The 19345-nt window shown below is 55.5% G+C and carries 17 protein-coding genes; 14 read left to right on the forward strand and 3 right to left on the reverse strand.

The features are described 5' to 3' along the window. Nucleotides 1-298: ISAs1 family transposase (locus BUE18_RS28735; RefSeq protein WP_139264596.1), on the forward strand; the 298-nt coding region annotated here is incomplete at its 5' end. Nucleotides 299-451: 153 nt separating this feature from the next. Then, nucleotides 452-1645: an MFS transporter gene (locus tag BUE18_RS03510; RefSeq protein WP_073472903.1), complete on the forward strand. Its 1194-nt coding sequence runs from the start codon at nt 452-454 to the stop codon at nt 1643-1645. A gap of 75 nt (nt 1646-1720) precedes the next feature. Here BUE18_RS03510 and BUE18_RS03515 read toward each other — a convergent pair whose 3' ends face one another. Continuing rightward, a complete protein-coding gene (locus BUE18_RS03515; protein WP_073472905.1) occupies nt 1721-2014 on the reverse strand; it encodes a putative quinol monooxygenase in 294 nt (97 codons plus the stop codon). A 1167-nt stretch (nt 2015-3181) separates the two neighbouring features. Between BUE18_RS03515 and BUE18_RS03525 the strand changes: the two genes are divergently transcribed. The 9 genes from BUE18_RS03525 to BUE18_RS03565 all read left to right on the forward strand — a co-directional run bounded on the left by BUE18_RS03525 (nt 3182) and on the right by BUE18_RS03565 (nt 14499). Continuing rightward, nucleotides 3182-4066: a DMT family transporter gene (locus BUE18_RS03525; RefSeq protein ID WP_073472907.1), complete on the forward strand. Its 885-nt coding sequence runs from the start codon at nt 3182-3184 to the stop codon at nt 4064-4066. 178 nt (nt 4067-4244) lie between these two features. Then, the gene (locus tag BUE18_RS03530; protein ID WP_073472909.1) at nt 4245-5363 is read left to right on the forward strand and encodes a branched-chain amino acid ABC transporter substrate-binding protein; all 1119 of its coding nucleotides are present in this window, start codon (nt 4245-4247) and stop codon (nt 5361-5363) included. 120 nt (nt 5364-5483) lie between these two features. Next, nucleotides 5484-6389: a branched-chain amino acid ABC transporter permease gene (locus tag BUE18_RS03535; protein WP_073473437.1), complete on the forward strand. Its 906-nt coding sequence runs from the start codon at nt 5484-5486 to the stop codon at nt 6387-6389. Continuing rightward, nucleotides 6386-7450: a branched-chain amino acid ABC transporter permease gene (locus BUE18_RS03540; RefSeq protein ID WP_073472911.1), complete on the forward strand. Its 1065-nt coding sequence runs from the start codon at nt 6386-6388 to the stop codon at nt 7448-7450. Before BUE18_RS03535 ends, BUE18_RS03540 begins: the two co-directional genes overlap by 4 nt. Further along, on the forward strand, nt 7447-8217 hold the full coding sequence (locus BUE18_RS03545) for an ABC transporter ATP-binding protein (protein WP_073472913.1): 771 nt from the start codon (nt 7447-7449) through the stop codon (nt 8215-8217). Before BUE18_RS03540 ends, BUE18_RS03545 begins: the two co-directional genes overlap by 4 nt. 9 nt (nt 8218-8226) lie before the next feature. Further along, entirely contained in the window at nt 8227-8940 is a 714-nt protein-coding gene (locus BUE18_RS03550) for an ABC transporter ATP-binding protein (RefSeq protein ID WP_073472915.1), read from the forward strand. Between the two features lie 16 nt (nt 8941-8956). Continuing rightward, complete coding sequence (locus tag BUE18_RS03555; RefSeq protein WP_073472917.1) at nt 8957-12571, forward strand: proline dehydrogenase family protein; 3615 nt, start codon at nt 8957-8959, stop codon at nt 12569-12571. A 177-nt stretch (nt 12572-12748) separates the two neighbouring features. Next, nucleotides 12749-13933 carry an AAA family ATPase gene (locus tag BUE18_RS03560; RefSeq protein ID WP_073472919.1) on the forward strand — a complete coding sequence of 395 codons (1185 nt, stop codon included), beginning with the start codon at nt 12749-12751 and terminating at the stop codon, nt 13931-13933. Next, the gene (locus BUE18_RS03565) at nt 13930-14499 is read left to right on the forward strand and encodes a DUF4276 family protein (RefSeq protein ID WP_073472921.1); all 570 of its coding nucleotides are present in this window, start codon (nt 13930-13932) and stop codon (nt 14497-14499) included. The genes BUE18_RS03560 and BUE18_RS03565 overlap by 4 nt, the downstream gene beginning before the upstream one ends. A gap of 37 nt (nt 14500-14536) precedes the next feature. Here the strand turns inward: BUE18_RS03565 and BUE18_RS03570 are convergent, their stop codons facing one another. Continuing rightward, nucleotides 14537-15910 carry a PFL family protein gene (locus BUE18_RS03570; RefSeq protein WP_073472923.1) on the reverse strand — a complete coding sequence of 458 codons (1374 nt, stop codon included), beginning with the start codon at nt 15908-15910 and terminating at the stop codon, nt 14537-14539. 50 nt (nt 15911-15960) lie between these two features. Continuing rightward, nucleotides 15961-16515, reverse strand: a complete 555-nt coding sequence (locus tag BUE18_RS03575) for a glycine cleavage system transcriptional repressor (RefSeq protein ID WP_073472925.1) — start codon at nt 16513-16515, stop codon at nt 15961-15963. A gap of 187 nt (nt 16516-16702) precedes the next feature. Here BUE18_RS03575 and BUE18_RS03580 point away from each other — a divergent pair, with 187 nt between their 5' ends. From BUE18_RS03580 to BUE18_RS03590, 3 genes are all read left to right on the forward strand, one after another. After that, entirely contained in the window at nt 16703-17242 is a 540-nt protein-coding gene (locus BUE18_RS03580; protein ID WP_073472927.1) for a shikimate kinase, read from the forward strand. A 292-nt stretch (nt 17243-17534) separates the two neighbouring features. After that, nucleotides 17535-18923: a membrane-bound lytic murein transglycosylase MltF gene (gene mltF / locus BUE18_RS03585; RefSeq protein WP_083610742.1), complete on the forward strand. Its 1389-nt coding sequence runs from the start codon at nt 17535-17537 to the stop codon at nt 18921-18923. Then, complete coding sequence (locus tag BUE18_RS03590) at nt 18920-19345, forward strand: archease (RefSeq protein WP_073472929.1); 426 nt, start codon at nt 18920-18922, stop codon at nt 19343-19345. The genes mltF and BUE18_RS03590 overlap by 4 nt, the downstream gene beginning before the upstream one ends.

The following is a 19345-nucleotide window of genomic DNA, read 5'->3' on the forward strand; positions in this document are numbered from 1 at the left end:
GGCCAGCAGGGAAAGGCGTTTATATATTACGAGCTTGGGGTGTGACGCCAAGAAATTTGGGGAGGCCGTTCGCAATCATTGGGGCATAGAAAATTCGGTCCATTGGGTCCTGGACATTGCATTCCGGGAGGATGAAAGCCGGATCAGGGCTGGGCACGCCCCTGAAAACTTGGCGGCGCTAAGACATATCGCCTTGAATTTGCTGAAAAAAGACAAATCCTTTAAAGGAAGTATAAAAACCAAGAGGCTGAACGCGGCAATGGACGTTGAGTATTTACAAGAGGTTGTGTTTTCATAAAATTCACTGAACACGAAACGCCACACGCGGATTCTTTACTTGCGTTGGCCCTGGAAGGCAGGACTATATTTTAGGCAAACGAATGTGCTATGCCTTTTGTGGTGGAGAACGGCCCGCCGTGTGCTAGACATTACATCCAATCTGAGAGCATTCATGAGTCAGCCTTCCGACTCCGGTTTTTCCGGAGACCAATTGTTTACCAAACCTTTCGCCGTGCTGCTGGTTGTGTATTTCATGGTCATGAGCAATTTGGCGGTGTTTTTTAATTTTTTCAGCTATCTGGAACAGGTTGGGGTTTCCGCGAAGACGGCCGGCTTGCTTTTGGGCGTTTTTCCTTTGGTTGCCTTGGCGGCGAGACCCATGCTGAGTTCGCGGGTGCATCCGGGAAACGCCCTGCCCTGGTGCATATCGGGCGCCGTAGGCATGGCGGCGAGTCTGGCCGCGTACGCTTTTGTGCAGGATGTTTGGCTTTTGGCCGTGCTCAGGGGATTCCATGGCCTGGCTTTTGTAATCGGGCTGACTGCTTTGATTTCCCTGACGGTCAGCGTGGTTCCTCCCTTGAAAAGCGGCCAGGCATTCGGGGCCATAACGGTGGCGAACCTTTTTCCCTACGCCATAATGCCGCCCGCAGTGGAGTACGTCCTGGGAAACGGCGGGACCCAGGGCATGGTGTTTATGGGCGCCGGAATCGTCATGGCGGCGGCGCCGCCTTTTTTATGGCTCGTCAGCCGCATGGAAGCCTTTTCCGTCAAGGAGCGGCCCAAGGAGGAAGACGTCCTTTCAAGGCGGGAGTTTTTGGATAATTTCAAGTCGCCGGTTATGCTTTTTTTACTGGCCATGTCCGGCGCGGCGTATTTGTGCTTCGCCATGGTTTTTTATTTCCTGAAGAGTTACGGCGGCGCCATCGGAATCCATCAGGTCGGGCGCTTTTTCACCCTCACCATCATTTTCATGATCGGAGTGCGGGTGGCGGCGTTTTCCCTTTTCGACCGCTGGAACAAGGCCAGGGTGTGCGGCGCAGGGCTTATTTATGTCGGATTGTGCTTTTACTTGCTGGGAACGGTTCGCAGCCCCTGGCTGTTTTTCGGAACCGGCGCTTTACTGGGGCTGGGGTGGGGAATAACCATGCCGCTCATCGGCGCGCTTATATTCGACGCATCGCCGCCCAGGCTGCGGTCCTTCAATACCAACATGATGATCGAGATGATCGACGGAGGCTATTTTCTGGCCCCGACCCTGGGCGCAGCCATAGCGTCGTCTTTGGGATATCCGGCTATGTTGTATTTTGAGGCGGGAGTTGCCGTGTTGTTCGGGATTGGGGCTTTACGGCTGGCGAGAAAGATATAGGGAGGCTGCGCCGAGCCGTTTAACCGCCCGGCCGCAACCGTCCCTATCCCCCGCGCCAGGGGGGCGTCTTTTCAGTTAGATGGAATCCACCTCTTCGTACACCGTGATTTCAGGCTGGCCGGCGGCGAAGGTCATGGCTTTTTCCATGAAGGCCTTGAAGTGCGGCGTGGAGCTGTGAACGCCCAGGGCTTCCTTGTCTTTATATTTTTCAATGATAACAAAGGTATTGGGATCTTTTTTGTTGATGTTAAGGCTGTAGGCCAGGGCGCCTTCTTCGGTTGCGACGCCTTTTATAAGTTCCTTGACGCCTGCCAGGGCTTCGTCTCTTTTGGCTTCCTGGACCGGAATTTTTGCGATTACTGCGATCATGGCTTTCTCCTTGATGTGAAAGTTAAAATGACGCGGGGCGGAATCCTCGCCTTCCATATTCACACAATCGGGCTAAAAAGGACAATAATAAAATAGAGCGCTCGTCATATTAATTCGGTGGCCGATGTTTGAATCTTTCTGCTATTTTAATATAATAATTTAAAAATATTACCATATATGCCATTTGATAAAATGGTCTTCGTGATCAGGCAATGCTCTTTAACGAAGGGGGCAGGGTCTCCCTGCCCAAGGCGGGCATGACCGCCTTAATTCCGGGCCGGAAGCATGTTTTCATAGCGCGTGGCCGCGCTATGAGGGCAGGGAAACCCTGCCCCTACGAGGCGGCAACTGAGGTGTTGACGTTTTTAGGCAGCCAATCCAGCCTTATTCATGGCAAGTGCATCTTTTCCAATCAGCCAACCCATTAATCCATGACGGAGACGCGACATGGATTATAATCCCGACATCCACCATCGTTGATCCATCCGGTTAAAATCTTATGATTACTCGGGGACGGGAACTGTTTTTGTCACCATTTGCCTTCAAGGGCGAAAATGCCTTTTGGGAAACATTACGGACGGAAAAATGATTTTAAACGACGCGGGAAAGATAACGGAATATTGGTGGCGCCGGATTCCCGAACATTATCCCGGGGTCCAACTGGATGCATTCGCGGTGATGCCCAACCATTTGCACGGAATTTTCCATGCTGGCCACTCCGGCGAGCAAAGAGAACCTGGGTCGCAGCAGAGATTAGACTTTCAAAAGGTCTCAAAATTGGGAAGGATAATCGCCTATTTCAAATATCAATCCACCAAGCAAATCAACTCATTTGGGAACGCTCCTGGACAAAAGGTGTGGCAGCGTAATTTTTATGAGAACGTGGTTCGAGACGAAAAGTCATTGAACGCCATTCGGGAATATATTGCGAAAAATCCCCGTCAATGGGAGTTTGACAAAGAGAATCCCATGAGAACATGGCGGAGCGCCCCAGGCCAAAACGCCGCGCCTTCAGAGCCTTAGCAAGTTTAATTTGGAGCCCAAAACAGAGTTGCCTCGCGTCCTCTTTTCTGAACGCCGGAAATAACTATTGCCTGAATTCGACCTCCCGGGTATGACTCTCGAGGATAACGCCTGGAGATTGGAGTTTTCCGGCAAAGGAGGTTTATGACACGGCAGCAGCAGGCATATGCATACGCCATTGGAGCGGTTTTGATCTGGTCCACGGTGGCGTCGGCGTTTAAAATATCCCTCAGGCATTTAAGCCCGATCCAGCTTCTGCTGTGGGCGGACATTTTTTCGATCATCTGCCTGTTTTCCGTTCTGCTGGTTCAGAAGAAGCTGCCGATGCTGAAAACCCTGCCCCGCCCCGCGCTTAAGCGCGGCCTGGCCCTGGGCGTGTTGAACCCCTTCCTATATTACGTGATTTTGTTTGCGGCCTATGACCTGTTGCCCGCCCAGGAGGCCCAGCCTCTCAACTATACCTGGGCCATCACCCTCACCGTGCTTTCCTGGCCCTTGCTGGGCCAGAGGCTCGGGGTCCGGGAAGCCGTCGCCATCGCGGTCAGCTACCTGGGAGTCGTACTGATATCCACCCATGGAAACCCTTTGGCCCTTTCCTTTTCCAGCGGACCGGGCGTGGCTCTGGCCTTGGGCAGCACCATTATCTGGGCTTTGTTCTGGATTTTCAACGCCAAGGACGAGACCGATCCGGTCATCAGCCTGTTTCTGAATTTTTCCGCCGGATTTCCTTTTATATTGATCGCCTGCGTCCTGTTTTCATCCCCCTGGCCGGGCGCCTGGCAGGGGCTTGCCGGAGCGGCCTATGTGGGCGTGTTTGAAATGGGAATCACCTTTGTTTTCTGGTTGAAAGCCTTGCGCCTGACTTCCAGCGCGGCCAAGGTGTCCACTTTGATATTTTTTTCGCCTTTTTTGTCCCTGGTTTTCATCCATTTTCTCGTGGGGGAGGAGATTTTGCTCTCCACCATCGTCGGCCTGGGATTCATAATAGCAGGCAATGCTCTCCAACAGACCGGCAAAGGCGCCGATTAATTTCCGATTCTACTATTTCTCTATTGTGCAATTGACCGATTTATATTGGTTTTTACGTATTTCTCAGGGCGTTCAAAATCAGGTTGACGCATTGCGTTCTGTGAGGGTATCGTTAGGCTTTTAAGGGCGCACGCCCAAACCCCAAAAAACACCCCTCTATTTTGGAAAGGAGATAGCAATGAAAAAAATTCTGTTTCTGATCGCGGCGCTGAGCATGATCGCAGCCGGGACGGCCTTGGCGGCCGACACCGTCAAAATCGGCCTGACGGCTCCCATTACCGGTTCCTGGGCCGCAGAAGGCCAGGACATGAAGCAGATTTGTGAACTGTTGGCCGATCAGGTGAACGCCGATGGCGGCCTGTTGGGCAAAGAGGTCGAAGTGGTTGTGGCTGATGACGGCGGCAACGAGCAGACCGCAGCCCTGGCGGCCCAGCGTCTGGCGACCAAAGGCATTGTCGCCGTTGTGGGCACCTACGGCTCCTCCGTGACCGAGGCTTCCCAGGGCATCTACAACGCCGCCAAGATCCCCCAAATCGCCAATGGATCCACGGCTGTCCGCCTGACCGAAAAAGGCCTGAAGTACTTTTTCCGCACCAGCCCCCGCGATGACGAGCAGGGCCGGGTGGCCGCCAAGACCCTCATGGGCATGGGCTACAAAAAGATCGCCATCCTCCATGACAACACCACTTACGCCAAAGGCCTGGCCGAAGAAACCAAGGCTCTGCTGGACAAAGAGCCCGTGGAACTGGTTTTCTTTGACGCTCTGACCCCCGGCGAGCAGGATTACACCACCATCCTCACCACCCTGAAGACCAAGGATGCGGAAGTGGTTTTCTTCACCGGCTACTATCCGGAAGCGGGCCTCATGCTGCGCCAGAAAAAAGAGATGGGCTTTGACGTTCCCTTTGTGGGCGGCGACGCCACCAACAACCCCGACCTGGTGAAGATCGCCGGCAAAGACGCAGCCGAAGGCTTCTACTTTATTTCTCCTCCGGTTCCCCAGGATTTGCCCTCCAAGGAGGCCAAAGACTTCCTGGCCGCTTACACCAAGAAATACGGCGCCGCTCCCGGATCCATCTGGGCGGTTCTCTCCGGCGACGGGTTCCGGGTTATGGTGGAAGCCATCAAGCAGACCAAGTCCACCGATCCCGACAAGATCGCCGATTACCTGCACACTGGTATGAAGGACTTCCCCGGACTGACCGGCTCCATCTCCTTTGACGGCAAAGGCGACCGCGTCGGCGACGTATACCGGGTTTACAAAGTAGATGCAGAGGGTGGGTTCATCCTTCAGTAATTAACACGGATTGCGCATTGATCGCACCGTATGCGGAGGGGGCGGCAGGGGCTCAAGGCCTTTGCCGCCCGTTCCCCTTTTTGGGGCCTTCGTAAAAATTCCTGCAAGGGGAACGGACTCATGGAACAATTTTTCCAGCAATTGACAAACGGGCTGGCCATCGGAGGCATATACGCCCTTATCGCTTTGGGCTACACCCTGGTTTACGGGGTATTAAAACTCATCAATTTCGCCCACGGCGATTTATTCACCATCGGGGCTTTTCTGGGCCTCTCTCTTCTTACGGCTTTTTCCCTGACCGACAAACTGGGCTTTGCCATGGGCGTGGGCGCCCTGGTGCTCATGGTCGTGTGCCTGGTGGGCATCATCGGCATATTGTTGGATCAGGCGGCGTACAAGCCCTTGCGCACGTCCCCGCGGCTGTCCGCCGTGGTTTCGGCCCTGGGCATGTCCATTGTCTTTTCCAACGCCATCATGCTGGTTTTCGGCCCCAACCCCGAGGTCTATCCCCACGGAATCCTGCCCTCCAGCGCGCTGAACATTTTCGGCCTGCCCTTTCCGGTCAAGCGCCTTATGCTTCTCCTGACTTCGCTGGTGCTCATGGCGGCCCTGTATTTTTTCATCCAAAAGACCACCATCGGCGCGGCCATCCGCGCGGCGGCCATTGACCAGGACGCGGCCCGGCTCATGGGCATCAACGTGAATCGCGTGATCATGCTGATTTTTTTTATCGGCCCGGCTTTGGGCGGGGCCGCCGGAGTCATGGTGGGGCTCTATTACGGGCAGATCAAGTGGACCATGGGCTGGCTCTACGGGCTCAAGGCTTTTACGGCGGCCATTCTGGGAGGCATCGGCAACATCCCGGGCGCCATGGTGGGCGGACTTTTGCTGGGAGTCATCGAATCCCTGGGTTCGGCCTACATCTCCATGGCCTGGAAAGACGCCATCACCTTCGTGGTGCTCATTTTAATCCTGATTGTCCGTCCCACGGGCCTGTTGGGGGAAAGGGTGGCAGAGAAGATATGAACGACGCTCCCCGTTTTTCCAAAAGGCAGATCATATATGCGGCGGCGGCGGCGCTATGGATTATTTCGCCCTTGTTTCTGGACAATTATCAGACGGACGTCCTGAACAATGTGGGCCTGTACGCCATTCTGGCCTTGTCCCTGAACGTCATCCTGGGCTACGGCGGCATGTTCCACATGGGGCATGCGGCCTTTTACGCCATCGGGGCGTACACCACGGCCATCTTGTCCACCCAGTTCGGCGTCCCCACAATGTGGACCATGCCTTTGGCGGGCATCCTGGCGGGAGGGTTCGCCCTCATCGTGGCCCGCCCCATCATCCATTTGCGGGGCGACTATTTGTTGATCGTGACTATTGGCATGGTGGAAATCGTGCGCATTGCCATTATTAATGACGCGGTTTCCAGCGCCGCCAAACTCCTCAACAAGGGCTTTATGCTCATAGGCATCCAGGATTGGGCCTGGTGTAAGAAAATCGCCATGGCATCAACCGGCGGCCCAAACGGCATCTTTGGAGTGCCGGCGCCCTCGGTTTTCGGTTTTGAGATTAACGGCATTGTAAACACCACCCACTACTTTTTCTTGATCACCGCGTTCCTGGCGGCGACCATCGTGCTGTTTTTCCTGCTGGAGCGGTCCCGCTACGGCCGGGCCCTGCGCTACCTGTGCTCGGACGAGATCGCCGCCGAAGGCAGCGGCGTGAACACCTCGGGCTATAAGCTGAGCGCCTTTGTCATCGGCGCTTTCTGGGCCGGCATGGCCGGAACCTTGTTCGCGGGCAAGATCACTTTCATCTCTCCCAGCACCTTCACCTTTTGGGAGTCGGTGGTCATGTTCATGATCGTCATCCTGGGCGGCTCCGGCTACATACCCGGCGTGTTGTTGGGCGCCTTGCTTATTGTGGGCTTGCCGGAAATGTTTCAGGAGCTTCAGCAATACCGCATGCTGATTTTTGGAATTGTGCTTGTGATTATGATGGTTTTCAGGCCCCAGGGCATTATGCCGCCCAAACCGCCCAAGTATCCCATACACAAAGTGGAAGAAAAGGAGGTGACGCTATGAGCCTCCTGAAACTGGACGGAGTCGTAAAGACGTTCGGCGGCCTGACCGCCGTGGACGAGGTTTCCTTTGACGTGCCCCATGGCTCCATTTTTGGGCTTATCGGCCCCAACGGCGCGGGCAAGACCACGGTGTTCAACCTCATCACCGGCAATTACAAGCCGGACCGGGGCGCCGTTATTTTTAACGGCGAAAACATCACGGGCAAGATCACCCACAAAATCGTGGAAAAGGGCATCGCCAGGACCTTTCAGACCATCCGGCTGTTCCAGGAGATGTCCGTCCTGGAAAATGTGCTGGCGGGATGCCATTGCCGCATGACTTCCGGCCCCATCTCCGCCATGTTCCGGCTGCCCAAAGCCCGCCGGGAGGAAAGAAAGACCCTGGGCAAGGCCCTGGCCGAGCTTCGATTCACCGGCCTGGAAGCCCAGGCGGAGAATCTGGCCAAGAACCTTTCCTACGGCAATCAGCGGCTTTTGGAGATTGCAAGGGCGCTGGCCACCAATCCGCAATTGATCATTTTGGACGAGCCCGCGGGCGGCATGAACGAGCAGGAAACCGCGGCTTTGGTGGAATTGATTTTTCAGATTCAAAAGCGGGGCGTCACCGTGCTATTGATCGAGCACGACATGAGCTTGGTCATGAAAGCCTGCGAGTATCTCGTGGTGATCGAATACGGCAAGAAAATCGCCGAAGGAACCCCGGACGTGGTGAAAAACGATCCCCAGGTTATCGAAGCCTATCTGGGCAGCGATGAAGATGATTTTTAGGGAGCGCCCATGCTTTTAGATATAAAAAATCTGCACGTTAAATACGGCAATGTGGAGGCCCTGCACGGCATCGACATCGAGGTTGATGAAGGGGAGATCGTCACCCTGTTGGGCGCCAACGGCGCGGGAAAAACCACTACCCTGAACGCCATCTCCGGCCTGGTCAACGTGACCCAAGGGGAGATTGTGTTCAGAGGCGAGGCCCTGCACAAACTTCCGGCCCATAAGGTGGTGACCCGCAAAATCACCCAATCGCCCGAAGGCCGCCGGGTTTTCGGCGTATTGACAGTCCAGGAAAACCTGAATTTAGGAGCCTTTACGTCCAAGAATAAGGAGAGGGTTGCAAAAAGCCTGGAATGGATCTATGAGCTTTTTCCTCGTCTGGCGGAGCGCAGGGCCCAGTTGGCCGGGACCCTGTCCGGAGGCGAACAGCAAATGCTGGCGATCGGCAGGGCTCTCATGTCCAACCCCAAGCTCTTGCTTTTGGACGAGCCCAGCCTGGGCCTTGCGCCAGTGCTGGTGAACCAGATTTTTAAGACGGTTCGACAAATCAATCAGGCCGGCGTTACGGTCATGCTGGTGGAGCAGAACGCCCGCATGGCGCTTAAGCTGGCCCATCGGGGGTACGTGATGGAGGTGGGGAAAATAGTCATGGCCGATTCGGCCCAAGCGTTGTTGAAAAACCCCGACGTGCTCCAAGCCTATCTGGGAGGAGCTGAATGATCTGAAAGGAGTAAAAATGGCTGACATGGATGACAGGAAGATTAGGCAGGCTGCCGCGGAATTGGCCGCAAAATGGCAGGACCGTGCGAATAAACTCCTGACTCGAGAAGAAAAAGCCATTCAGGAGCAAATGCTCAAGCTTCTGACCCACCCGTCTGACAAGGTGGTTCTCACCAAAATGATCGATCAGTGTTTTCGATCGCATGACAACGACCGGGTGGCCGATCAAGTCAACCATCTTCTTACGGATTTCGGCGTGCCCGGGTTTTTCTCCCGGGTGGAAAAACTGCTCATTCAGATGTTCATGGGCCTGGGACGCCACTTCCCGGACGTGGCCGTGCCCAGAATGGTCAAGCAAATGCGCCAGTCCTCGTCCCGGGCTATTATCCCGGGCGAGGCCGATCCTTTGCACAAGCACCTGGAAAAGCGCAGGAACCAGGGTGTGCGCATGAACATCAACCACCTGGGCGAGGCGGTCCTTGGCGAGGAGGAGGCCCATCACAGGCTGGTCACCTACATCCAGGATATGGCCGACCCGGACGTGGAATACATCTCCGTCAAGATTTCCACCCTATATTCCCAGATTTCCTCTTTGGCCTTTGAGCACACCGTGGACGTGATGGTGGACCGCCTGTCCAAGCTCTACGCCGTGGCCAAGCAAAACACCTTCACCCGCCGCGACGGAACCAAAGTTCCCAAGGTCGTGCACCTGGACATGGAGGAATACCGCGACCTCCACATTACCTATCAGGCGTTTATCCGCACCCTGGATAAGCCGGAGTTCAAGGACTATACCGCCGGCATCGTGCTGCAGGCCTATATTCCCGACTCCCAGCCCATTCAGCAGCAGCTGACCGAATGGGCCAAAAAACGCGTGGCAGACGGCGGCGCGCCCGTCAACCTGCGCATCGTCAAAGGCGCCAACATGGAAATGGAGATGATCGAATCCCACCATTTCAACTGGCCCCTGGCGCCTTACGACAATAAGCTGGACGTGGACGCCAACTACAAACGCATGGTCAGGTACGCCATGCAGCCGGAAAACATCAAGGCCGTGCGCCTGGGCGTGGCGTCCCATAACCTGTTCGAGCTGGCCTACGCGCACGAAACGGGCAAGGCCCTTGGCGTCGCCGGCCAGTATTGGTTCGAAATGCTGGAAGGCATGGCCGATCACGTGCGCCGGGCCATCTGCGAAATGTCCGGAGAGGTGCTGTTATACGCGCCCGTGGCGACCAATGATCAGTTCATCAACGCCATCGCCTATCTCATCCGCAGGCTGGACGAAAATACGTCTCCTGAAAATTTTCTACGGTATTCCCCAGCCCTTAAAACCGATTCCGAAGCCTGGGATTTTCTGAAAGACAGCTTTTTGGAATCCTGCGACCGGATTGACACCGCGCCCGTTGGACCCAGACGGTCCATGGACAGGGCGGCGGAGAAATTCCCCGAGGACGTGGGAGCCTACCATTCCCTTATGTTCACCAACGAGGCGGACACGGACTGGTCTCTGCTCGCCAACGTGGAGTGGGCCAAGTCCATTCGGGATAAATGGATGATGGAAGAAGGCGCGAAGCCTGCGCAAATCCCCATTGTGGTCGCGGGCGAGGAAATCTTCGACCGGGATGCAAGAGAAGCCATCGACTCGGCCCGGTACGATGAAAAAACCGGTCAGCGCATCGTGGCCGCCAATTACGCCATGGCCACGGCCGAGGACGCGGACAAAGCCGTGGAAGCGGCCAAGGCCGACCCGGACGGATGGCGCTCCAAAAGCCTGGACGAACGCCACGCCATCCTGGATAAGGTCGCCCATGAACTCAGGAAGGCCCGCGGCGACCTCATCGGCGCGGCCGCCGCCAACACGGGCAAGGTGTTCACCGAAGCGGACCCGGAAGTCTCCGAGGCTGTGGACTTTGCCGAGTTTTATCCCTATTCCGCCAAGCAATTTGAAGCCCTGCCCAATATCAAAGCAACGCCCAAGGGCGTGGGCCTTGTGGTGACTCCCTGGAACTTTCCCATCGCCATCCCCTGCGGGGGAATGGCAGCCGCCCTGGCCGCCGGAAACACAGTGATTTTCAAGCCGGCTTCCGCAGCGGTTATCACGGCCTGGGAGCTTGTCCAGTGCTTTTACCGGGCCGGGGTTTCCAAAAACACCTTGCAGTTCCTGCCATGCTCCGGCGGAGAGGTCGGCCCCCGTTTGGTCAACAACCCGGACGTGGATTTTGTCATTCTCACCGGCGGCACGGATACGGGCATGGAAATGCTCAAGCAGCGCCCGGACATGTTCCTGGCGGCGGAGACCGGCGGCAAGAACGCCACCATCGTCACGGCCATGTCCGATCGGGATCAGGCCATCAAGAACATCCTGCACTCCGCCTTTTCCAACTGCGGACAGAAGTGCAGCGCCACCTCCCTGGTGATCCTGGAAAAAGAGGTCTACGAAGACGAGCTATTCCGCAAGCAACTGGCGGACGCGGCCAGGAGTCTTAAGGTCGGGTCGTGCTGGCAGTTCCGCAACAAGATGGGGCCGCTCATCCATCCTCCCAAGGGAGACCTGAAAAAAGCCCTGACCACCCTGGAGCCCGGAGAGTCCTGGCTGTTGCAGCCGGAGCAGGTGGGGGACAACCCGTATCTGTGGACTCCCGGCATCAAATGGGGCGTTAAGCCCGGCTCGTACACCCACATGACCGAGTTTTTCGGCCCGCTCATCGGCGTCATGGAAGCCAAAGACCTGAGCCACGCCATGGAGCTGGTCAATCAGACAGGCTACGGCCTGACCTCCGGCCTGGAAAGCCTGGACCACCGCGAACAGCTCAAGTGGAAGGACGGAATCAAGGCCGGAAACCTTTACATCAACAAGGGCACCACCGGCGCCATCGTCCTGCGTCAGCCTTTCGGCGGCATGCGCAAATCCGCATTGGGCGCGGGCATCAAGGCGGGCAGCCCCAATTACGTATACCAATTCATGGATTTTGAAGACGTTTCCTGGCCCGAGGCCGGACCGGTGAATAAGGAAACTGCGTTATTGCGGATCGCCCAGGACTGGGAAATCGACCTGAAATGGAACCGTTTTCCCGAGGAAATCTCCCAGGATCTGTGGAAGACGGTCCGGGCCATCAAAAGCTATGTATACCAATACGACAAGGAGTTCGGCCGGGAGCATGATTATTTCACCCTTCGCGGTCAGGACAACCTGTTCCGTTACCTGCCCAAAGGCCGTGTGGTCATCCGCGTGACGCCCCAGGACAGCCTGTTTGAAACTTTGGCCCGCGTTTCCGCCGCCATTGCAACCCGGTGCGTGCCCATGCTCAGCCTGCCGCCTGGTTTGGATAACGAATTGACGGCGTTTCTTTCCACGCGGCGCGGACAAAAATTCTGCAAGGACGTGGCCATGGCCAAGCAGACGGACAAGGACCTGTGCGCGTTCATGCCCAAGGTCCAGCGCATCCGTTACGCCGGGCCGGACCGGGTTCCCATGGAGGTGTTTGCAGAAGCCGCCAAGACGGGCTTTTACATCTCCCGCACGCCCGTGAGCATGGAAGGCCGGATCGAACTGCTCCAATACATCCAGGAACAATCCATCAGCGTCAACTATCACCGCTACGGCAACCTTGGCGCCAGGGCCGTGGACTAACCAACCCATACATAGAAAAAACAAAAAGGGAGCCTGGACTAATCCAGGCTCCCTTTTTTTTCTGAGAAATCACTTGAAAACAATGTATTGGCAGGATATTTATAACCTAATGCAATGTAAGCAAATAATATGTAGTCCTTTTTTTCAGATTATAAAATGCGACCGGGGAGGCGTGCATTGAAGATAGAATCCATCCGCCTGAAAAATTTTAAAGCATTCAAGGATGCGGAAATGACGAACATTCCCCGTTTGTGCGTCGTGGTCGGGGCAAACGGCACGGGAAAGTCGTCCTTATTCAGTGTTTTCGCATTTTTAAAGGACGCCTTGGAAACCAATATTAATGCCGCTTTGGGAAAATTGGGAGGAAGCAGGGGCATCAAGGAAGTTCGTTCCCGAGGAGAGGATGGCCCCATTGAAATTGAAATCAAGTTTCGGGCTAAGCCTCAGGACCCATTAGCCACCTATTTCCTGTCCATCAATGATGATGACGGGCAGCCTGTTATTGAAAGAGAAATTTTGAAATACAGGCGGGGAAGCTATGGAGCGCCCTGGCATTTTTTGGACTTCTCCTGTGGTAAAGGTTCTGCTGTAACTAATGAGCTGGAAAATGTAACGGACGTCCGCGATTTGGACAGGGAAGAACAGCAACTGAGATCCCCGGATATCCTGGCCATCAAAGGGCTGGCTCAGTTCCAGCGGTTTCCGGTTGTCATGGCGTTGGGCCAGTTAATAGAGAACTGGCACATTTCAGACTTCCACATTAACAGAGCTCGCCCGGAACAGGATGCCGGGTATGCGGAACATCTTTCCAAGGAAGGGGAAAACCTCTCCCTGGTTACGGAATACCTGTATAACAGACATAGAGATGTTTTCGATTGCATTTTGGAAAAATTAGCGGAACGCATTCCTGGCATCACCCGTGTGGCTGCCAAAACCACTGAGGAGGGAAGAGTGCTTCTGAGGTTTCAGGATGGCGCATTTGAAGACCCCTTTCTGGCAAGATACGTCTCTGATGGAACCATAAAGATGTTTGCGTACCTTGTACTTTTGTATGATCCTTCTCCCCATCCTTTGTTATGCGTGGAAGAGCCTGAAAACCAGCTGTATCCCAAACTGCTTCTGGAACTGGCCGAGGAATTCCGGCTCTATGCAAACAGAGGCGGCCAGGTTTTTATTTCCACTCACTCGCCTGATTTTCTGAACGCCTTGGAGGTGGACGAGGTATATTGGCTTGTAAAGGAAAGGGGGTTCACAGCGATTAAAAGAGCATCGGAAGACGAACAGATTGCAGCGTACATGGCCGAAGGCGATAAAATGGGCTACTTGTGGGAGCAGGGTTTTTTTGAGGGGGTGGACCCGTGAACCCGATCATTGTCTTTCTGCTTGAGGAACCCTCCGCCAAGGAAATGCTTAATGGGCTATTGCCAAGACTGATCCCAAGTCATATCGCCACGCAATGCATCGCTTTCCAGGGAAAGCAGGATTTGGAAAGAAATATCGTCCGCAAAATGCGCGGCTGGAAGGCCCCCAACACATTGTTTGTGGTCATGCGGGATCAGGATTCCGGCGACTGTCAAGTCATTAAAAAGAACCTGCAGGGATTATGCTTCCAGGGAAACAGGCCGGACGCTTTGGTGCGCATTGCCTGCAAGGAGCTGGAAAGCTGGTATTTGGCGGACCTGCAGGCCGTGGAAAAAGGCCTTGGCATCGATGGACTTGCAAGAAATCAAAATAAAGCCAAATTCCGAAACCCTGACCATTTGGGATCTCCCTCCAAAGAACTTTCAGCGCTTACGAACGGAGAGTATCAAAAGATCGGAGGCTCCCGCCGCATCGGTCCACATCTCAACCCTGAAAACCAGCGTTCCAATAGCTTTACGGTTTTCGTCTCTGGGTTAAAGGCTCTTGTTGACAGATTTGACCAATAATCTCCAAAATATGTAAAATGTGTTTCTACTCACGCCCCTAGTTTTTCAAGCTGTGGATCGGCGCGGGGATGCGGCCGGCGCGGCGGACGAACAGGTTGTCGGCGGCGGCCTGCTTGACTTCGATGATTTCCGCATGACCCAAAAGGCCTCCGAACTCGGCCAGGTCGCCGGCTTTTTTGCCGGGCACGGGGATAAGCCGCGTGGCCGTGGTCTTGGAGTTGATCATGCCGATGGCCATTTCGTCCGCGATGATGCCGGCCAGGGTTTCCACGGAAACGTCGCCTGGAATGGCCACCATGTCCAGGCCCACGGAGCAGACCGAGGTCATGGCTTCCAGCTTTTCGATATTCAAATGGCCTTCGGCCGCGGCCTGGGCGATGTTCAAATCTTCGCTGACCGGGATGAAAGCCCCGCTCAGCCCGCCCACGTGGGAGCTGGCGAATGCCCCGCCCTTTTTGACGGCGTCGTTCAGCATGGCCAGGGCGGCTGTGCTGCCGGGAAGCCCCATTTTAAGAAGCCCCAGGCTTTCGAAGATTTCACCCACTGAATCGCCTACGGTCGGGGTCGGGGCCAGGGACAAGTCCACTACGCCGAAAGGCAGGCCCAGGGTTTTGGCCACTTCCCGGCCGATCAATTCCCCCACCCTGGTGACCTTGCAGGCGGTCAGCTTGATGACTTCCGCGATGCGCCCCAGGCCCATGTCCGGCTCGGCCTGAACGGCCCGGTCGATGGCCGCCTTGACCACGCCCGGCCCGCTGACGCCCACGCTTACCACGGCGTCGGCTTCGCCTATGCCCAAATAAGCGCCCGCCATAAAAGGCACATCCTGGGGGATGTTGCAGAACACGCAGAGCTTGGCGCATGCCAGGCCGTCGGAGTCGGCGGTGAGGGCGGCGGCTTCCTTGATGGCCTTGGCCATTCTCAGGACGGCGTCCATGTTGATGCCGGCCCGGGTGGAGGCCACGTTCACCGAGCTGCACATGCGCTGGGTTTCGGCCAGGGCCTGGGGGATGGCGCGGATCAGGGAGTCATCCCCGTTGGCGATGCCTTTTTCCACCAGGGCGGAAAAGCCGCCGATAAAATCCACGTTCACGTCCTGGGCGATGGAGTCCAGGGTTTTGGCCACCTCCACCATCTGGCCCGGCGAAAACGGCGCGGCCGCCACGGCAATGGGGCTGACGGAGATGCGTTTGTTAACCACCTGGACGCCGTATTTCTCCCCCACCTGATTGCAGGTTTCCACCAGATTCTTGGCCAGACCGGTAATCTTTTTGCGGATGTTGGATTTAAAAACCTCCAGGTCGTGACTCACGCAGTCGATGAGGTTGACCCCCAGGGTCACGGTGCGCACATCCAGGTTTTCGTTCCTGAGCATGTGCAATGTGGAGAAAAGCTCCTGGTCGTTATACATGACTATTTCCTTCCGCCTGAAATGGCAGGCAGTATTCTTGATTGGCAGACTTAGATTTTGTTGACGGCGTCAAAGATGTCCCGATGCTGGATGATGATTTCCAGCCCCAATTCCTTGGCTTTGGACCGCAGCCCGGCGTACAGGGCCTCGCGGTTTCCGTCGGCGGGGACGTCCACTTCGTATACCATGATGTTCCGATCCGGGTTTTGTCCGCCGTGGAAGACGGCCTTGAAATTGGTGACGTTGGCGCCGTGTTTGGCCAGGACCGCCGTGATGCGCGCCACCAGGCCCTTGGCGTCCGGCCCCATGGTGGTGATGAGAAAGGGCTCAACCACGGGCGCAGCTGCAGGAGCCTGAGGCTTTGTCAGCACCTTGGCCTGCACCTCCAGGTTCATGGCGGCCAGGGCCTTATTCAGGGACTCTCTGACGCCTTCTATCGTGGCGCCTTCCGGAGCGGTAATCACAAAGAGTCCGGCGAACTCGGACTGGAGAACCATCTGGGAGATATTTTCTATATTGCAGTCCTGTTCAAAAAGCGATTGGGAGACAGCGGCGATAATGCCCGGCCGGTCCTGTCCCAGGACCGTAATAATAATTTTTTCCATAAAAGGGCCTCCTATTCCCGCCCCGCCTTTGCAGAGCCGGAGTCCGGTATTGGTTCCGGGGTTATTTTTTTATATGCGGCCGACCCGCACTTTCCCGGACAGGCAAAAACCAGTATAATGGTTTCCGGCAGATTTCAACCTGCAATTTCAACTTCTTCCAACTCTCGGACAAGGAAGGGGAAAAATAATGGAACCCAAACGCAACGTCGTCCTCATCGGAATGCCCGCCGTGGGCAAGAGCACCATCGGCGTGCTGTTGGCAAAATCTTTAGGCTTTTCCTTTGTGGACACCGATATCATCATCCAGGCCGGCGAGGGCGTCACCCTGCAGGAGATCATCGATACAAAGGGCCTGACCTTTTTCCGGGAGGTGGAGGAACGCTATATTTGCGGTCTGGAGCATCATTGCCACGTCATCGCCACAGGGGGAAGCGCGGTGTACAGCCCCAAGGCCATGGCTCATCTGGCTGAAAACGGGGTGATTGTGCATTTGCGAATCGACCTGGAGAGCCTGGAACAGCGCCTGGCGGACATTGGAAACCGGGGCGTGGTCATGGACCCCGGTCAGAGTATTGCCGACCTATATGCGGCCCGCAGGCCCCTTTATTTGAAATACGGCCAAGTCGCCGTGGAATGCCAAAGCCTGACCCCGGACCAGATCGTGGGGCGAATCATCCAGGCTCTGGATGAAAACCCCGGCATTCTCAAGCCCGATACCGAGTGCTGACCAACGGCGTTACGCGGTTTCAAGAACTCACCTTCTATTCAAATTTAACGGTTTTTTAATGCCTGTCCGCTACTCCGGTGAAAATGCCCATTGTGGAATATGCCTTGATTTAGTACTGTAGTTAGTTGCGCGCCGGAAATAATGCGCCTTATGTACGCTGCTTCCCTCCTGTGAAATCAGCCTTTTACAAAGAAGAGGCTTTAGCCGGTCCGGAAGTGAAACAGGGCGGACGCGCTGCTGCAATTAATTGGAGTAAACTGCGTTCCCCCCATTCTGTTGAGGAACTTACTACGTGGATTTGGGACTGAAAAATCGTATCGCCAGGGCCGTAAGGGGAATGGCCGCTGTCGTTGTCGCGGCCCAGATAATCAGCTTTCAAGGATGCATCGGGCCTCAGTTTGAAGGCGACTCCCTGGATCGAGTCATGGAAAGGGGCAAGATCACCCTTTTAACCAGGGATTCGCTTCACACGCATTATATCTACAGAACCCAGCACGCAGGATTTGAATACGACCTGGCGTCGGCTTTCGCCGATCATCTGGGGGTCGAACTGGAGGTTCGATCCGTTAAAGAGGAGAAGCTGTTTTCCCTTCTTAGGAGCGGCCAGGGGGATTTTGCGGCCGCAGGCATCCGCGTCACCCCGGTCCGCAAAAAGTTGGTGGATTTTTCCGAGCCCTACGCCCAGACGCAGATATATCTTGTGGCTCACAAGGACAATCGGCTGATTCTTTCCGTGGATGATTTAAAGGAAAAGACGGTTTACGTGCGCAAAGGGAGTGCGGAGGAGTACTGCCTTCGCCGCTTGCGGGACAGCGGGATTGATTTCACGATAGAAACCCGCAGGAAGACCGTGGACAACCTCCTGAGCATGGTGGAGAACAAGCAGATTGAACTGACCGTCACGGGAGATCGCACCGCCGACCTTTACAGGCGCTACCATCCGGCGATTCAGACTTTGTTTCCCATTGGCGATTCCATGCCTGTGGCTTGGGCTGTTGCGCCGGGCCAGGCTTCCCTGCGGGAAGCCATAAACCGCTTTTTTGAGGAGGCGGAAAATAACGGCGCTATGCACGCCGTCAATACGCGGTATTTCGGCAACGGAACTTATCGCGAGTACCTGGACCTGAGGCGCTTTCATAACCGCATCAAATCCCGTCTGCCCCGATACCAGGATATGATCAAGGACGTGGCCCGGGAAAAGGACCTGGACTGGCGCTTGATCGCAGCCATGATGTACCAGGAGTCCCATTACGACCCGGAAGCGGTGAGCAGCACCGGAGTCAAGGGGCTCATGCAGGTCACCCGGACGACCGCCTTGGAGATGGGCATTGAAAACCGTCTGGATCCCCGGCAGAGCATCGAGGCCGGGGCTGACTATCTCAACAAACTCATTGGAATGTTTCCGGACGTTCCGGAGCCGGAACGCACACGCCTGGCCCTGGCCTCCTACAACGTGGGGTACGGACATGTGAGGGACGCCATGGCTCTCGCCCGGGATTTGGACATGAACCCCATGGTCTGGCCTACCTTGGAAAAAACCCTGCCGCTTTTAAGGCAGAAGAAGTATTATTCCAAGGCAAAGCACGGATACTGCCGGGGGTACGAACCCATCCACTACGTAAACAACGTCATGGCCTATTACGATATTCTCCGGCGCAAGGCCGTTGTTTTGAGATCATGAAAAAGAAAATCGAATACACGCTGATCGATCATACCGCGGACTACGGATTCACCCTTTGCGCGGAAAGCCCGGAAGAATTGTATGCCAACGCAGCCCTGGCCCTGACCGACCTGATGCTGGGCGACTCCCTGATAGAACCCCGCTTGAAGCATCGGATAGAGGTTGAAGGGGAGGACCGGACGGACCTTATGATCAATTGGCTCCGGGAAATCCTGTTTTTATTAGCAGGAGAAGGGGAGGCTTTTTCCCAAGCCGAGGTGGAAACAGCAGAGGAGTCATTTTTGTGCGCAACGGTGTATACGGAGGCGTTCGACCCTGAAAAGCACGAAATCCTGGAGGAAATCAAGGCTGTGACCTATCACCAGGCCAGGGTGGAACAAACGGATGGCGGATGGGAGTGCCAGGTTATTTGCGACGTGTAA

The organism is Desulfatibacillum alkenivorans DSM 16219, from assembly GCF_900142135.1.
Taxonomy (GTDB): Bacteria; Desulfobacterota; Desulfobacteria; order Desulfobacterales; family Desulfatibacillaceae; genus Desulfatibacillum; species Desulfatibacillum alkenivorans.

Excerpts from the sequence above, each read along its gene's own strand:
- BUE18_RS03590 (WP_073472929.1), top strand. The coding sequence starts at position 18,920 with ATGAAAAAGAAAATCGAATACACGCTGATCGATCATACCGCGGACTAC.
- BUE18_RS03510 (WP_073472903.1), top strand. The coding sequence starts at position 452 with ATGAGTCAGCCTTCCGACTCCGGTTTTTCCGGAGACCAATTGTTTACC.
- BUE18_RS03555 (WP_073472917.1), top strand. The coding sequence starts at position 8,957 with ATGGCTGACATGGATGACAGGAAGATTAGGCAGGCTGCCGCGGAATTG.
- BUE18_RS03580 (WP_073472927.1), top strand. The coding sequence starts at position 16,703 with ATGGAACCCAAACGCAACGTCGTCCTCATCGGAATGCCCGCCGTGGGC.
- BUE18_RS03535 (WP_073473437.1), top strand. The coding sequence starts at position 5,484 with ATGGAACAATTTTTCCAGCAATTGACAAACGGGCTGGCCATCGGAGGC.
- BUE18_RS03570 (WP_073472923.1), bottom strand. The coding sequence starts at position 15,910 with ATGTATAACGACCAGGAGCTTTTCTCCACATTGCACATGCTCAGGAAC.
- BUE18_RS03530 (WP_073472909.1), top strand. The coding sequence starts at position 4,245 with ATGAAAAAAATTCTGTTTCTGATCGCGGCGCTGAGCATGATCGCAGCC.
- BUE18_RS03540 (WP_073472911.1), top strand. The coding sequence starts at position 6,386 with ATGAACGACGCTCCCCGTTTTTCCAAAAGGCAGATCATATATGCGGCG.
- BUE18_RS03525 (WP_073472907.1), top strand. The coding sequence starts at position 3,182 with ATGACACGGCAGCAGCAGGCATATGCATACGCCATTGGAGCGGTTTTG.
- BUE18_RS03550 (WP_073472915.1), top strand. The coding sequence starts at position 8,227 with ATGCTTTTAGATATAAAAAATCTGCACGTTAAATACGGCAATGTGGAG.
- BUE18_RS03515 (WP_073472905.1), bottom strand. The coding sequence starts at position 2,014 with ATGATCGCAGTAATCGCAAAAATTCCGGTCCAGGAAGCCAAAAGAGAC.
- BUE18_RS03545 (WP_073472913.1), top strand. The coding sequence starts at position 7,447 with ATGAGCCTCCTGAAACTGGACGGAGTCGTAAAGACGTTCGGCGGCCTG.
- BUE18_RS03575 (WP_073472925.1), bottom strand. The coding sequence starts at position 16,515 with ATGGAAAAAATTATTATTACGGTCCTGGGACAGGACCGGCCGGGCATT.